This is a genomic window from Pseudomonas protegens (assembly GCF_013407925.2).
GTDB classification, from domain to species: domain Bacteria; phylum Pseudomonadota; class Gammaproteobacteria; order Pseudomonadales; family Pseudomonadaceae; genus Aquipseudomonas; species Aquipseudomonas fluorescens_AP.
In genome coordinates this window covers 525,105-539,763 of sequence record NZ_CP060201.1, presented here as the reverse complement: position 1 = coordinate 539,763, position 14,659 = coordinate 525,105, and the positions used below count along the sequence as shown (strand labels likewise).

Sequence of the window (14,659 nt, the reverse complement as noted above, 5' to 3'; positions counted from 1 at the left end):
AGTTGAGATAGAAATCGCTTCCATCGATTTCGGCCGCCACAGGCCAAACGTGAAGATAAAAGATGATCAATCTGAGATTTTTTTCGTCAGGTGCCCCACCAGAAAATCGATAAACACCCGAGTCTTCTGCGGCACCCGCCGCGCCGAGGGGTAGACCACGTTGACGCTGATGGGCGGCGCTTGCCATTCACACAGCACCGGCACCAGGCGTCCGGCTGCCAGTGCTTCCTCGACGATGAAGTCCGGCAGCAGGGCGATGCCCATGCCGGCCTCGGCGGCCTGGGCCAGCAGGTCGCCGTTGTTGGCGTGCAGCGGCCCGGTGACGTGCACCCGCTGGGTGTCGCTGCCGTTGCTCAGTTGCAGGCTGACGCCGCTTTGCAGGTAGCCGTAGTTGAGGCACTGGTGGCTGCTGAGGTCCTTGGGCTGTAGGGGAGTGCCGGCTCGGGCCAGGTAGGCGGGGGAGGCCACCATGATCCGCGGCGCCGGCGCCAGCTGCCGGGCCACCATCGACGAATCCGGCAGGCTGGCGATGCGCAGGGTGACGTCGAAACCGCCGCGCACCGGATCCACCTGCTGGTCGCTGAGCACCAGTTGCAGTTCGATCAGCGGGTGCTGTTCATGGAACAGCGGCACCAGCGGTCCGAGCCGGCGCAGGCCGAAGGACATCGGCGCGTTGACCCGCAACACGCCGCGCAATTCGGCGATGCCGTCCCGGGCCCGTTGTTCGGCCTCGTCCAGGGCCGCCAGCACCTCCCGGGCGTTTTCGTAGTACTCAGCGCCGGCTTCGGTCAGGTGCAGGCTGCGGGTGGTGCGCTGCAGCAGCTGCACGCCAATGGCCTCTTCCAGGGCCTGGATCTGTTTGCTGACCTTGGAGCGGGGCACGTCCATGGCCCGGGCGGCGGCGGCAAAGCCATTCTCATCAACGGTGACGACGAAAGCGCGCATGCATTGGATGCGGTCCATGATTGTCCCTTATTTGGAATCAATGATTCCCGATTTTAGGGAATTGTTCCGATTTCGACCAGGACCTAAATTAGCCACCAAGCCGGACGCAACGGGGCGCAAGCAGCGCCATCAGCCGGTCATGTTCGACCCTCACTCTCTGACTGCAAAAGGAACGCGCCATGTCCATTCGTGAATTGCTCAACCCAGCCAACTCCGCCCTGATCCTCATCGACCACCAGCCGCAGATGGCCTTCGGTGTGCAATCGATCGATCGCCAGACCCTGAAGAACAACACCGTGGCCCTGGCCAAGGCGGCCAAGATCTTCAACGTGCCGAGCATCCTCACCTCGGTGGAGACCCAAAGCTTCAGCGGCTACATCTGGCCGGAACTGCTGGCGGTGTTCCCCGGCCAGCAACCCATCGAACGCACCTCGATGAACTCCTGGGAAGACCGCAAGCTGGTGGAAGCGGTGAAGGCCACCGGGCGCAAGAAACTGGTGATGGCGGCGCTGTGGACCGAGGTCTGCCTGACCTTCCCGGCCCTGGAAGCCCTGGCCGAGGGTTATGAGGTGTACATCGTTACCGATGCTTCCGGTGGCACCAGCCAGGAGGCCCATGACATGGCCGTGCAGCGGATGATCCAGGCTGGCGCGGTGCCGGTGACCTGGCAGCAGGTGTTGCTGGAATACCAGCGTGACTGGGCGCACAAGGACACCTACGACGCGGTGATGGGCCTGGTGCTGGAGCACAGCGGCGCCTACGGCATGGGCGTGGACTATGCCTACAGCATGGTGCACAAGGCGCCGCAACGTCAGCTCTAGGAAGCGGCTTGCCGGCGAGGGCGACTTCGCCGGCGCCTGGAGCAGGACCTGATGTACCGGATGCCGTCGGTGTCCGGTGTTGATCTCTCGAACATAAGGACATCTGACATGAGCACCTTCATCACTCGCGACGGCACTGAACTCTATTACAAGGACTGGGGCAGCGGTCAGCCCGTGGTCTTCAGCCATGGTTGGCCCCTGAGCGCCGACAGCTGGGAATCGCAGATGCTGTTCCTGGCCGACCACGGCTACCGCGTCATCGCCCATGACCGGCGAGGTCACGGTCGCTCCAGCCAACCCTGGCACGGCAATGACATGGACACCTACGCCGATGACCTGGCGCAACTGATCGAGCACCTGGACCTGCAGGACGCGGTGCTCCTGGGGTTCTCCACCGGCGGTGGCGAAGTGGCGCGCTACATTGGCCGCCACGGCACCGGGCGCCTGGCCAAGGCCGGGCTGATCTCGGCGGTGCCGCCGCTGATGCTCAAGACCGAGGCCAACCCCGGAGGCCTGCCGCTCGAGGTGTTCGACGGCATCCGCGCCGGCGCCGTGGCCGACCGTTCGCAGCTGTACAAGGACATTGCCAGCGGCCCGTTCTTCGGCTTCAACCGTCCGGGGGCCAAGGTGTCCCAGGGCATGATCGACAGCTTCTGGCTGCAGGGCATGCAGGCCGGGCACAAGAATGCCTACGACTGCATCAAGGCCTTCTCCGAAACCGACTTTACCGAAGACCTGAAGCGCTTCGACATTCCGACCCTGGTGGTGCATGGCGACGATGATCAGATCGTGCCCATCGATGCGGCGGGCCGGGCTTCGGCCAAGCTGATCGCCAACGCCCGACTGCTGGTCTATCCCGGTGCGCCCCATGGCTTGACCGACACCCACAAGGAGCGGCTCAACCAGGATCTGCTGAGGTTCATCCAGCAACCTTGAGCTTAACTGTGAAGCGCGGGTGCAGCCGGGCTGCGCCCGATGCCATCTCCTCCCGGACCCTGGAGCCTTCTGATGAACATCGAACTCACCGACGGTGTGGTGACCCTGCTGGTGCGCCACCGGATCAAGCAGGGCCAGGAACAGGCCTATGAAACCTGGTTGCGGCAGATCATCGCCAAGGCCCGCAGCTACCCGGGGCACCTGGGCATTGATGTGGTCCGCGGCCACAGCGGCGGTCTGGGGCTGTTCACCAGCGTGCTGCGCTTTGCCAGCACCGAACAGTTGCAGCACTGGCTGGATTCCGCCGACCGCCGTGAGCTGGTGCAACAGGCCCAGCACCTGCTGGCCGACGGCGACCAGACCGAAATCAACGCCGAGCGCGAATTCTGGTTCACCCCCCAGGACAGCGCCGCACCGACTCCGCCACCGCGCTGGAAGCAGGCCTGCGTGACCTTCCTGGTGATCCTGCCGCTGAGCTTCCTGGTGCCGCAGTTATGGAAACCGGTGTTTGCCCAACTGCCCTGGCTCGGCGGCTATGTGCCGGCCACGGTGCTGATCACCCTGAGCATCGTGCTGCTGGTGGTCTACGTCTTCATGCCCCGGGTCACGCGTCTGTTTCGCCGCTGGCTGCAACCGCGCAGCGCGACCTGATTCCCCACGACTTTCATCTGGAGCAATGCCATGCAACCCCAAGCAATTGCCGACCTGATTCTGTTCAACGGCCGCCTGCACACCGTGGACCGGGCCAAGCCCCGGGCCAGCGCGGTGGCGATCAAGGACGGGCGCTTCATCGCCGTGGGCAACGACGCCCAGGCCATGGCCCTGCGCGGCGCCGGCACCCAGGTCATCGACCTGATGGGACGCACGGTGATCCCCGGGCTCAACGACTCGCACCTGCACCTGATCCGCGGCGGCCTCAATTACAACCTGGAACTGCGCTGGGAAGGCGTGCCGTCCCTGGCCGATGCCCTGCGCCTGCTCAAGGAACAGGCCCTGCGCACCCCGGCGCCGCAGTGGGTGCGGGTGGTGGGTGGCTGGAACGAATTCCAGTTCGCCGAGAAACGCATGCCGACCCTGGAAGAACTGAACCAGGCGGCGCCGGACACCCCGGTGTTCGTCCTGCACCTGTATGACCGCGCCTTGCTCAACCGTGCCGCGCTGCGGGTGGTGGGCTACGACCGCAACACGCCGAACCCGCCGGGGGGCGAGATTGTTCGCGATGGTAACGGCAACCCCACGGGCATGCTGATCGCCCGGCCCAACGCCATGATCCTCTACGCGACCCTGGCCAAGGGGCCCAAGCTGCCATTGGAATACCAGGTCAACTCGACCCGTCAGTTCATGCGCGAGCTCAATCGCCTGGGGGTGACCAGCGCCATCGATGCCGGCGGCGGCTTCCAGAACTACCCCGACGACTATCAGGTGATCAACCAGCTGGCGGCCCAGCAGCAATTGACCGTGCGCATCGCCTACAACCTGTTCACCCAGAAGCCCAAGGAAGAACTGGCGGACTTCAAGCACTGGACCTCCAGCGTCACCTACGGCCAGGGCGACGACTTCCTGCGGCACAACGGGGCAGGGGAGATGCTGGTGTTTTCCGCCGCCGACTTCGAGGACTTCCTCGAACCGCGCCCCGACCTGCCGCAGACCATGGAACAGGAGCTGGAGCCGGTGGTGCGCCACCTGGTGGAGCAGCGCTGGCCGTTCCGCCTGCACGCCACCTACGACGAATCCATCTCGCGGATGCTCGACGTGTTCGAGAAGGTCGACCGCAACATTCCCTTCAACGGCCTGCCGTGGTTCTTCGATCACGCGGAAACCATCAGCCCGAAAAACATCGAGCGGGTCAGGGCCCTGGGCGGCGGCATCGCGATCCAGGACCGCATGGCCTTCCAGGGCGAATACTTCGTCGAGCGCTACGGCGCCAAGGCCGCCGAGATGACCCCGCCGATCCAGCGCATGCTCGCCGAAGGCGTCCCGGTGGGCGCCGGCACCGACGCCACCCGGGTGTCCAGCTACAACCCCTGGACCTCGCTGTACTGGATGGTCAGTGGTCGCACGGTCGGCGGAATAGAGCTGTACCCCCAGGGCTTGAGCCGCGACACCGCGCTGGAGCTCTACACCCACGGCAGCGCCTGGTTCTCCTCGGAGCAGGGCAAGAAGGGCCAGATCAGGGTCGGGCAACTGGCGGACCTGGTGGCCCTGTCGGCGGACTACTTCAGCGTCGAGGAAGAGGCGATCAAGTGGATCGAATCCCTGCTCACCGTGGTGGACGGCAAGGTGGTCCACGCCGCTGGCGACTTCGTCAAACTGGCTCCACCGAGCCTGCCGGTGACCCCGGACTGGTCGCCGGTGGCCAAGGTGCCGGGGCACTGGAAGCCCAACGCACCGCTGCAGAACCAGGTGCATCAGTGCAGCGGACCCTGCGCGGTGCATGCCCACGGGCACCAGAAGGCGCGGCTGTCGAATGTGCCGGTGAGTGACTTCCAGGGGTTCTGGGGGGCGTTTGGGTGTTCGTGTTTTGCGTTCTGAGCTGTAGGAGCCAACTTGCCGGCGAAGGCGTCCTGAAGATCACCTTCGCTGGCAAGTTGGAATGAATAAAAAGGGCGCCCTTCAAGAGCGCCCTTTTTTATATTGCAGCCACTAGTTATTTATTCATTAACGTATTGACCGCACTGCTCAACAAAACCGATCAATAACCCGAACTTCCGACTTGTCCCGCAGCGATTGCCATTCGGCTTTCAGGGTCTCCAGGACCCGGCCGATGAAGTCCTTGTCGGCGGCGGCTTTCTTGCCGACGTAGCCCTGGCCGCGGCGGTACATCTTCAGGCGGGCCGCCAGCTCCTGGTTGTTCTGGTCGAACTCTGCTTCATGGCTATGGGGCGACAGGCAGTCGATGTGCACTTGGCCCGACTTGGCAACCCACAGGATGTGGCTGTCGTGGCTGTCTTTCTGTGCGGCGAACATGCGTGCCAATTCATCAATAGTGGGTTGATTATTAAGATTCATTTGTAGCCCCCTTGACCATTTATCGATCTATCTAAGTTGATTCGCTAATTCATCTTGCTACGTCGGTAAGTTGAACCCTGATACCGGAAACAGGGCGACAGAGGGTGTCTGTCGGATACAGATAAGGCCCAGAGCCTGATGCGTGTAGTTGCCTTGATTAACTGCTACGCAATAGCGTCACAACGAAGAGAAGCAGCGCAAACCTGGATGAAGCTGCCGATATTTCCAGCATCGGCCACAAGCATCTTGAAGAGTTTTCGCTAGCTTGCTGTCCTTGTTCTGGACGATCAATGCCAGGTCAGTTTCATCAATCTGCCTTGTGGGCAGTACACATCCGGGTCACAGCTCGGCGGTCAGACGAGCTTGCTCATAACACCTTTGCCTCGTCCCCCGATCGGGGAGACGTCTGCATCATGCAAGGGCGAAATCTTCGCGTCAACGGTTTTGTAGTGAAAATTTTCAAGCACTACATATTGTCTGACAAAAGCCGCAAAGCCATCATCCAGACACCCCATCGACGGTCAGGGCAGGTAGAATCGGCGCCTTGAAATGTTCCTGAGGTTGCAGCGGTGGATGTACAACAAGGCTTCGTCCTGACCCGGCACTGGCGCGATACGCCGGCGGGCACGGAAGTCGAATTCTGGCTGGCCACCGATCAGGGGCCACGCCGTATCCGCTTGCCGTTGCAGACCTCCGTGGCCTTTGTCCCGGCGGTGCAGCGTGCTCATGCCGAGCGCCTGCTGGCCGACGACCCGGATGTCGAGCTGCGCCCGCTGCAACTGCGGGACTTCCACCAGCGTCCGGTGCTGGGGATGTACTGCCCGCAGCACAATCAGCTGATGCGCCTGGACAAGACCCTGCGCCGCGCCGGCGTCGAGGTGTTCGAGGCCGATGTGCGGCCGCCCGAGCGCTACCTGATGGAGCGTTTCATCACCGCGCCGGTGTCTTTTGGCGGCCAGCCAGGGCCCGACGGCCTGTTGCTGGAAGCGCAGATGAAGCCGGCGCCGGACTATCGGCCAACCCTCAAGCTGGTGTCCCTGGACATCGAAACCAGCGAGCGTGGCGAGCTCTATTCCATCGCTCTTGAAGGCTGCGGCCAGCGCCAGGTGTACATGCTTGGCAAGGCCCGGGAGGACGACAGCGCGGTGGACTTCGACCTGGAGTTCTGCGCCAGCCGCGAGCAGTTGCTGGAGCAACTCAACCAGTGGCTGGCCGAGCACGACCCCGACGCGATCATCGGCTGGAACCTGGTGCAGTTCGACCTGCGGGTGCTCCACGAACATGCCCGGCGCCTGGCGGTGCCCCTGCGCCTGGGGCGGGGCGGCGAGGAAATGCAGTGGCGCGAGCACGGCAGCCGCACTCACTACTTCGCCTCGGCCGCCGGCCGCTTGATCATCGATGGCATCGAGGCGTTGCGTTCGGCGACCTGGAGCTTTCCATCCTTCAGCCTGGAAAACGTCGCCCAGACGTTGCTGGGGGAGGGCAAGTCCATCGACAATCCCTACCAGCGCATGGACGAAATCAACCGCATGTTCGCCGAGGACAAGCCGGCCCTGGCCCGCTACAACCTCAAGGACTGCGAGCTGGTAACGCGGATCTTCGCCAAGACCGAGCTGCTGACCTTCCTCCTGGAGCGGGCCACGGTTACCGGGCTGCCCGCCGACCGCAGCGGCGGTTCGGTGGCGGCCTTTACCCACCTGTACATGCCGCTGATGCACCGCCAGGGTTTTGTCGCGCCCAACCTCGGCGAGCTGCCGCCCCAGGCCAGCCCCGGCGGCTTTGTCATGGATTCGCGGCCCGGGCTCTACGAGTCGGTGCTGGTGCTGGACTACAAGAGCCTGTACCCCTCGATCATCCGCAGTTTCCTGATCGATCCGGTGGGCCTGGTGGAAGGGCTGCGCCAGCCCGATGAACAGCATTCGGTGGCGGGCTTTCGCGGCGCGCGCTTCTCCCGCACCCGGCATTGCCTGCCCTCGATCGTGACCCGGGTCGCCGAGGGCCGCGAGGTAGCCAAGCGCGAGCACAACGCGCCGCTGTCCCAGGCGTTGAAGATCATCATGAACGCCTTCTACGGCGTGCTGGGTTCCAGCGGCTGCCGCTTCTTCGATCCGCGCCTGGCCTCATCCATCACCCTGCGCGGCCACGAGATCATGGCCCGCACCCGGCAGTTGATCGAAGCCCAGGGCCATCAAGTGATCTATGGCGATACCGACTCCACATTCGTCTGGCTCGGCAGCCTGCATGACGAGGAACAGGCGGCGCTGATTGGCCGCGCCCTGGTGGCCCATGTCAACCAGTGGTGGCGCGAGCATCTGCAGCAAGAGTACGGCCTGGAAAGCGCCCTGGAGTTGCAGTTCGAAACCCACTACAAACGCTTTCTGATGCCCACCATCCGCGGCGCCGAAGAGGGCAGCAAGAAGCGTTATGCCGGGCTGGTGCAGCGCGCCGATGGCCGCCAGGAGATGGTCTACAAGGGCCTGGAAACCGTGCGCACCGACTGGTCGCCCCTGGCCCGGGAATTCCAGCAGGAGCTGTACCGGCGGATCTTCCACCGCCAACCCTATCAGGGCTATGTGCGCGACTACGTGCAACGCACCCTGGCCGGGCAACTGGACGACCTGCTGATCTACCGCAAGCGCCTGCGCCGGCCGCTGGATGACTACGAGCGCAACGTGCCGCCCCATGTCCGCGCCGCACGCCTGGCCGATGACTACAACCGTGAACAAGGCCGGCCCCTGCAGTACCAGAACGGTGGCTGGATCAGCTACGTGATCACCTTGGCCGGCCCCGAGCCCCTGGAAAACCGCCGCGCCGCCATCGACTACGAGCACTACCTGACCCGGCAATTGCAACCGGTGGCGGACGCTATCCTGCCCTTCGTGCAGGACGATTTCAGCACCCTGGTGGGTGGCCAGATGGGCCTGTTCTGAAGCGCCTCAATCGACCACGAACAACTTGGCCCCCAGCGCAGTAGACGAGCGATGCGGCTCGGCGTTGTCCGCCACCTGATAGCTCATGCCCGGGGTCAGCACGAAGCGCCGGCCGTCCTCCAGTTCGGTGTGTAGCTCGCCCTCCAGGCACAGCAGGATATGGCCCTTGGAGCACCAGTGGTCGGCCAGGTAGCCCGGGGTGTATTCGACCATGCGCACGCGGATCGCGCCGAACTGCCGGGTGCGCCAGAACGCGCTGCCGGTTTCGCCGCGATGCTCGGTGGGGTCGATGGTCGACCAGTCGGTGGTGGCGAAGGGGAGTGCGCTGATGTGCATGCTTGGCTCTTGCAGTTGAGGGAGAAAAGACTGGGGGCGGCTCAGTCGTCCACGGCTTCGCACAGGCCACTGGCACCGTGCTTGTCGGTGTACTTCACGGTCACCGAATCGTCGTCTTCGACGCTGATGGCCAGGGTGATTTCCGCCGTCTTGACCTGGAAATGCCGGTCATCCACGGCGCTGTTCTTGACCGCTTTGCCGTTGATGTAAATCGGCCCGCCCTGGTCGGCGCTGACCGCCAGATTGCCCGGGCAGGACACGTTGAATAGCGGAATGCCTTCGGCGTGGGCAGCGCCGGCGAAGATCATCAAAGTGCCCAGCAGCAGGATTTTGCGCATCGCGGACTCCTCATGGAACAGCGGTGGGGCAGTGCCAGGTGTGAGCGTTTTCTGCCCCGATCGCTGCTTAGCCTATCCGCTGTCGGAGCGCCGCGCGAGTGGAATATTGACCCCGGGCCAGAGCGCTTTCGGACTATTGTCGGACAAAAAAAACCGTGGACTGGGAATTGACGACTGTGTCAGGTTTTCTGCGCCTCAACGGGCGAGTGACAGGACGATCTCGCAGGCGGGGTCGTATCTGTTCCATCGGAAATCTTTTGTCTTGAACAAGGACGTAGCAATGTCGAAGACACTCTCGCAAACCAACGAAAACGCGATCATTCCCGACGCAGCGGCCAGCAGTGCCTACCTGCAGGTCCAGACCTTCAGCCACCTGTATGACCGCGGTGGCAGCACGCTGGTGAACGGCAAGCCTTCCTTCACCGCCGACCAGGCGGCGGATTCGATCCTGCGCAAGGGGCTGTCCTGGCACGACCAGAATGGCGACGGCAAGATCGACCTGACCTACAGCTTCCTCACTGAAAAACCGGCCAACTACAACCCGGCCCTGGGCAGCTTCAGCGAGTTCAGCGCGCTGCAGAAAGCCCAGGCGCTGTTGTCCCTGCAGTCCTGGTCGGACGTGGCCAACGTCACCTTCAGCGAGGCCGCCAAGGGCGGCGATGGTCACATGACCTTCGGCAACTACAACGTCAGCACCGGCGGCGCGGCCTTTGCCTACCTGCCATCCGGCGGCAGCTATGACGGCCAGTCCTGGTACCTGATCAACGACCAGTACCGGGTCAATGAAACCCCGGGCAACGGCAACTACGGCCGCCAGACCCTGACCCACGAGATCGGCCACACCCTGGGCCTGTCCCATCCGGGCGTGTACAACGCCGGCAACGGCAACCCCACCTACAAGGATGTCACCTACGCCCAGGACACCCGCGGCTACAGCCTGATGAGCTACTGGAGCGAGGGCAACACCGGGCAGAACTTCAGCAAGGACGGCAGTGGCGCCTACGCTTCGGCACCCCTGCTCGACGATATCGTCGCGGTGCAGAAACTCTATGGCGCCAACCATGAAACCCGCGCCGACGACACGGTGTACGGCTTCAACTCCAACACCGGGCGGGATTTCTACAGTGCCCACTCCAATGCCGACAAACTGGTGTTCGCGGTGTGGGACGGTGGCGGCAACGACACCCTGGACTTCTCCGGTTTCACCCAGAACCAGAAGATCAACCTCAACCAGGGTGGTTTCTCCGATGTGGGCGGCCTGGTGGGCAACGTCTCCATCGCCCACGGCGTGACCGTGGAAAACGCCATCGGCGGCTCGGGCAATGACCTGCTGATCGGCAACGCCGTGGCCAACATCCTGGAAGGCGGTGCCGGCAACGACATCCTCTACGGCGGTGGCGGTGGCGATACGCTGTGGGGCGGGGCAGGGGCCGACACCTTCGTGTTCGGCGCGGCCTCGGATTCGACCTTCGACGCGCCGGACTGGATCATGGATTTCGCCAGTGGCGAGGACAAGATCGACCTCAGCGGCCTGTTTGCCTCCACCGGCGCCACTCTGAACTTCGTCAGCGGCTTCACTGGCCACGCCGGCGACGCGATCCTCACCTACTTCACCGAAACCAACCAGACCAGCCTGATGATCGACCTCACCGGCCATGGCGCGGTGGACTTCGCCGTGGGCACCGTGGGCCAGGCGGCGGTTACCGACATCATCGCCTGATCGATCGGAAACAGTGGAGCGGCGCGCGATGCGCCGCTTCCACATCACTCTTCCCCTATCCCCCCTTGTTCTCCCCGGTCCCGGGCAGGTTTGACCGAGGCAGGGATGGGCTGGCCATGGCGTTTCCGTCGATAGCCGTGGATGTCGAGCTGTTGCGCAGAGTAACGGATAGCGTTCCGGCAGGGGCCGTATCCAGGGCTTTTGCGTTTTTCCTGCCCTTTGATTATCTTCGCCGCATGAATCTCCTGACTCCGAACATAGAACCGTTTTTCAGAGCTGCCGGATGGGTCCCTGGCAGGGCCGTTGTGGTTGATCGTCACGTACCCCGCGCACATCCGGCATTTCGCATCCTGCAAGCATTTGGCGAATTGACCGTAGGGCATATCGGCACGGGGGAGGAGTGTGCCTCTAGTGACATCGAGTTTGGCTGTCCGGCGTGCCCCGATGAACAAGTAGATGGCTGGCAAGAAGCGCTGCGCACCGACTTTGTTTGCTTGGGTGATGTACATCATGGTCATGGACAGCTCTGGCTGGACAGCCAAGGCCGTTTGTTCTTGAACGGATTGGTCGCGTCCATGATGCTTTTTGTTGGGCATGATTTTGCCCAAGGCATCGAGGCCCTGCTCAAAGGGTATCGATCACACCCCATGCTGTTGCCATCGCAGGAGGACGTCATGGTGTGGGGAGAGCGTTTTCGAGCTGGCGATCCGCGTGTTCTAACGCCCGATTTTTTCCGCGCCCGCGCGCTCTGATGTGGGGGTTGGGCATCGCGCCCAGCCTATGTGCCTGTGCCGGTTTCGTTCAACGCTCAGGCAAGCCTCCTGGTCTGCGCCCGCGCCTGGCAAATCACAGCGCCAGGACATTGCCTCGGCCACCTGGCTATCGGTGGCGCTGGCCCACGGGTGATCAGTCGCCGCCTCCGCCGCCACAACCGCCGCCCCCGCAACCGCTGCTGTCGCCCCCGCCGCCATCGCTGCCGCCACTGTCACCGTCGCCGCCGAAACGCGAGCCGTCACTGTCGCTGCCACTGCTGGAGGAGTCGCTGTCGAAGGAACTGCTGTACAGCTCGCTGCCGCAGTGCACCACGGTTGTCGTGCTGGCGTTGTCCGTCAGGCGCCGCAGGGACTGGCAATCGGCGACGTAGTGAAAGCCCCGGGCGATCTTCAGCTTGGCATCCAGGGCGAACAGCAGCGGCAGGCGACTGGGCTGGGCGGGGTTGATGTTTTCTTCCAGGCAGTCCTGGCGCCAGACCCGACGCAGGCCGTTGTTGCTTTTCTGCTCGGCGTTCTGGCCCAGCACCGCGGCGGGTGTGTGATGGAGGAACTGGCCGAAGGCCTTGTCGCAGAAGGCCTGGTAATCCCGGGTATGCAGGATGAATTCATGCCACAGGTCGTCCACCACCTGGGACGGCATTGACACATAGCGCTGGCCGCTCTTGAGGTAGGCGAGGAAGAACTGGCGCAAGCCCTGGGCCACCAGTTGGCAGTCCTTGAGGCTCAGATGCGGATGCTGGGTGCGCAATGGTTCGAACAGCCGCGGTGGCAGGCTGAAGCTGCGGATATAGGCTTCCCGACGCAATGCCGTGAGGGCTTTCTGGCGGCGCCAGAGCACCAGGATCAAGACCAGGGCCAGCACTGCGGGAAGGATCAACAGCATGTTCGGTCTCCGCCGGAAAAAGTGCCGAGACAGTGGCGCAAAGCAGCGTTTTATTCAAGCCGCCCCCTTGTAGGAGCCGGCTTGCCGGCGAAGGCGTCCGCAAGTCGGCTCCTACAAGCAAGAGGCCTCGTCACCTGTGGTTGATGTCGATGTCGCGAGTCTCACGCAAACACAGCAAGCCCACCACCAGGCTGACCCCGGTAATCAGCACCGGGTACCACAGGCCATAGAAGATATCGCCGGTGTACACCACCAGGGCAAAGGACACGGTCGGCAGGAAGCCGCCGAACCAGCCGTTGCCGATGTGGTACGGCAGAGACATCGAGGTGTAGCGGATGCGCGTCGGAAACAGCTCCACCATCAGCGCCGCCAGCGGGCCGTAGCACATGGCGGCAATCAGGATCAGCGCCACGATCAGCAGCACCACCATGGGTTTGTTGACGTTCTGGGTGTCGGCCTGCTGCGGATAGCCGGCCAGGGTCACCGCGCCGCGCAGGGCGGCTTCGTCGAAGCCGTCGATCTTCACCTCGCCGACGCTGACCTGCACCGGGCTGCCGGCCGGGGCGGCGATGCTGTTGTAGGGCAGGCCCTGCTTGACCAGGAAGGTCTTGACCTTGTCGCACGGGCTGTCGAAGCGCGCCTTGCCCACGGGGTCGAACTGGAAGGTGCAGGTGGCCGGGTCGGCGCTGACGCTGATCGGCGCCTGGCGGCTGGCCTGGTCGATGGCCGGGTTGGCGTAGTGGGCCAGGGCCTTGAAGATCGGGAAGTACAGCAGCGTGGCCAGCAACAGGCCGAGCATCAGCACCGGCTTGCGGCCGACCTTGTCCGAGAGCCAGCCAAAGAAGATGAACATCGGCGCGCCGATCACCACGCTGATGATCAGCAGGCTGTTGGCCAGGGCCGGGTCCATCTTGAGGAACTGGGTGAGGAAGAACAGAACGTAGAACTGCGCGGCGTAGAAGGTTACCGCCTGCCCGGCATTGATGCTGAACAGGGCGATCAGCACCACCTTGAGGTTCTCCCATTTGCCGAAGGACTCGCGGATCGGCGCCTTGCTGGCGCGGCCTTCCTCTTTCATTTTCAGGAAGGCCGGCGACTCGTGCAGGCTCATGCGGATCCAGGTGGAGATCCCCAGCAACACGATGGACAGCAGGAACGGCAGGCGCCAGCCCCAGACCTCGAACTGATCGCCGGTGAAGTAGCGGCAAGCCAGTACCACCAGCAACGACAGCAACAGGCCCAGGGTCGCGGTGGACTGGATCCAGCTGGTGTGCAAGCCGCGCTTGCCCTGGGGCGCGTGCTCGGCGACGTAGGTCGCGGCGCCGCCGTATTCACCGCCCAGGGCCAGGCCCTGGAGCATGCGTAAGGCCACCAGGATGATCGGTGCGGCGATGCCGATGCTGGCGTAGTTGGGCAGCAGGCCCACGGCGAAGGTGGCCAGGCCCATGAGGATGATGGTGGCGAGGAAGGTGTACTTGCGCCCGATCATGTCCCCCAGGCGGCCGAACACCAGGGCGCCGAAGGGGCGCACCACGAAGCCGGCGGCGAAGGCCATCAAGGCGAAGATGAACGCCGTGGTGTCGTTGACCCCGGCGAAGAACTGCTTGCTGATCACCGCCGCCAGGGCGCCATAGAGAAAGAAGTCATACCACTCGAACACCGTGCCGAGGGACGAGGCGAAGATGACCTTCTGCCCGCCCTTGGCGGTGGCGTCCTGCAGGGTCGGGTTCAGGGGCTGTACGTGTTCTGACATGGGGGGCTTCCTTACAGTGATTATTGTTGTTGTTCCACTGCCGACGCCGTGACCGGCGCCGTTGCTGCAGGCTTATCGCGCGCGCGTTAAGCCTTCGTTTCCCTGCCGACCGTAGGAGCTGGCTTGCCAGCGAAGCGGCCCTTGAGCCAGGTGCCGGCCTTGGCGGCGCCTTCGCCGGCAAGCCGGCTCCAACATCGGGTGCATCTGTTCCTAAG

The 14,659-nt window shown here is 63.6% G+C and carries 13 protein-coding genes; 7 read left to right on the top strand and 6 right to left on the bottom strand.

Features of this window, described 5'->3' with window-relative positions:
• Nucleotides 1-66: 66 nt before the first annotated feature.
• Nucleotides 67-963, bottom strand: a complete 897-nt coding sequence (locus GGI48_RS02430) for a LysR family transcriptional regulator (RefSeq protein ID WP_047303765.1) — start codon at nt 961-963, stop codon at nt 67-69.
• Between the two features lie 161 nt (nt 964-1,124).
• Between GGI48_RS02430 and GGI48_RS02425 the strand changes: the two genes are divergently transcribed.
• From GGI48_RS02425 to GGI48_RS02410, 4 genes are all read left to right on the top strand, one after another.
• The gene (locus tag GGI48_RS02425) at nt 1,125-1,766 is read left to right on the top strand and encodes a hydrolase (protein ID WP_016968700.1); all 642 of its coding nucleotides are present in this window, start codon (nt 1,125-1,127) and stop codon (nt 1,764-1,766) included.
• A 108-nt stretch (nt 1,767-1,874) separates the two neighbouring features.
• On the top strand, nt 1,875-2,702 hold the full coding sequence (locus tag GGI48_RS02420; protein WP_047303767.1) for an alpha/beta fold hydrolase: 828 nt from the start codon (nt 1,875-1,877) through the stop codon (nt 2,700-2,702).
• Nucleotides 2,703-2,774: 72 nt separating this feature from the next.
• Nucleotides 2,775-3,353 carry an antibiotic biosynthesis monooxygenase gene (locus GGI48_RS02415; RefSeq protein WP_016968702.1) on the top strand — a complete coding sequence of 193 codons (579 nt, stop codon included), beginning with the start codon at nt 2,775-2,777 and terminating at the stop codon, nt 3,351-3,353.
• A gap of 30 nt (nt 3,354-3,383) precedes the next feature.
• Entirely contained in the window at nt 3,384-5,234 is a 1,851-nt protein-coding gene (locus GGI48_RS02410) for an amidohydrolase (protein WP_179596758.1), read from the top strand.
• Between the two features lie 147 nt (nt 5,235-5,381).
• On the opposite strand, the gene GGI48_RS02405 is transcribed toward GGI48_RS02410, so the two are convergent.
• Nucleotides 5,382-5,711, bottom strand: coding sequence for a hypothetical protein (locus GGI48_RS02405; protein WP_047303772.1), 330 nt, complete (start codon nt 5,709-5,711; stop codon nt 5,382-5,384).
• A gap of 569 nt (nt 5,712-6,280) precedes the next feature.
• Here GGI48_RS02405 and GGI48_RS02400 point away from each other — a divergent pair.
• On the top strand, nt 6,281-8,641 hold the full coding sequence (locus GGI48_RS02400; RefSeq protein ID WP_047303774.1) for a DNA polymerase II: 2,361 nt from the start codon (nt 6,281-6,283) through the stop codon (nt 8,639-8,641).
• A gap of 6 nt (nt 8,642-8,647) precedes the next feature.
• Here GGI48_RS02400 and GGI48_RS02395 read toward each other — a convergent pair whose 3' ends face one another.
• A complete protein-coding gene (locus tag GGI48_RS02395; RefSeq protein ID WP_179596756.1) occupies nt 8,648-8,977 on the bottom strand; it encodes a DHCW motif cupin fold protein in 330 nt (109 codons plus the stop codon).
• A gap of 41 nt (nt 8,978-9,018) precedes the next feature.
• Complete coding sequence (locus tag GGI48_RS02390; RefSeq protein WP_016968706.1) at nt 9,019-9,315, bottom strand: hypothetical protein; 297 nt, start codon at nt 9,313-9,315, stop codon at nt 9,019-9,021.
• A gap of 280 nt (nt 9,316-9,595) precedes the next feature.
• Here GGI48_RS02390 and GGI48_RS02385 point away from each other — a divergent pair, with 280 nt between their 5' ends.
• Both GGI48_RS02385 and GGI48_RS02380 read left to right on the top strand, forming a co-directional pair.
• Nucleotides 9,596-11,035, top strand: coding sequence for a serralysin family metalloprotease (locus tag GGI48_RS02385; RefSeq protein WP_179596754.1), 1,440 nt, complete (start codon nt 9,596-9,598; stop codon nt 11,033-11,035).
• A gap of 116 nt (nt 11,036-11,151) precedes the next feature.
• Nucleotides 11,152-11,787 (top strand): SUKH-3 domain-containing protein, encoded by a 636-nt coding sequence (locus GGI48_RS02380; protein ID WP_179596752.1) that lies wholly within the window; start codon nt 11,152-11,154, stop codon nt 11,785-11,787.
• A gap of 154 nt (nt 11,788-11,941) precedes the next feature.
• Here the strand turns inward: GGI48_RS02380 and GGI48_RS02375 are convergent, their stop codons facing one another.
• Together GGI48_RS02375 and GGI48_RS02370 are read right to left on the bottom strand one after the other, a co-directional pair.
• Nucleotides 11,942-12,691: a hypothetical protein gene (locus GGI48_RS02375; protein WP_179596750.1), complete on the bottom strand. Its 750-nt coding sequence runs from the start codon at nt 12,689-12,691 to the stop codon at nt 11,942-11,944.
• Nucleotides 12,692-12,821: 130 nt separating this feature from the next.
• Nucleotides 12,822-14,444, bottom strand: coding sequence for an MFS transporter (locus GGI48_RS02370; protein WP_179596748.1), 1,623 nt, complete (start codon nt 14,442-14,444; stop codon nt 12,822-12,824).
• Nucleotides 14,445-14,659 lie beyond the last annotated feature (215 nt).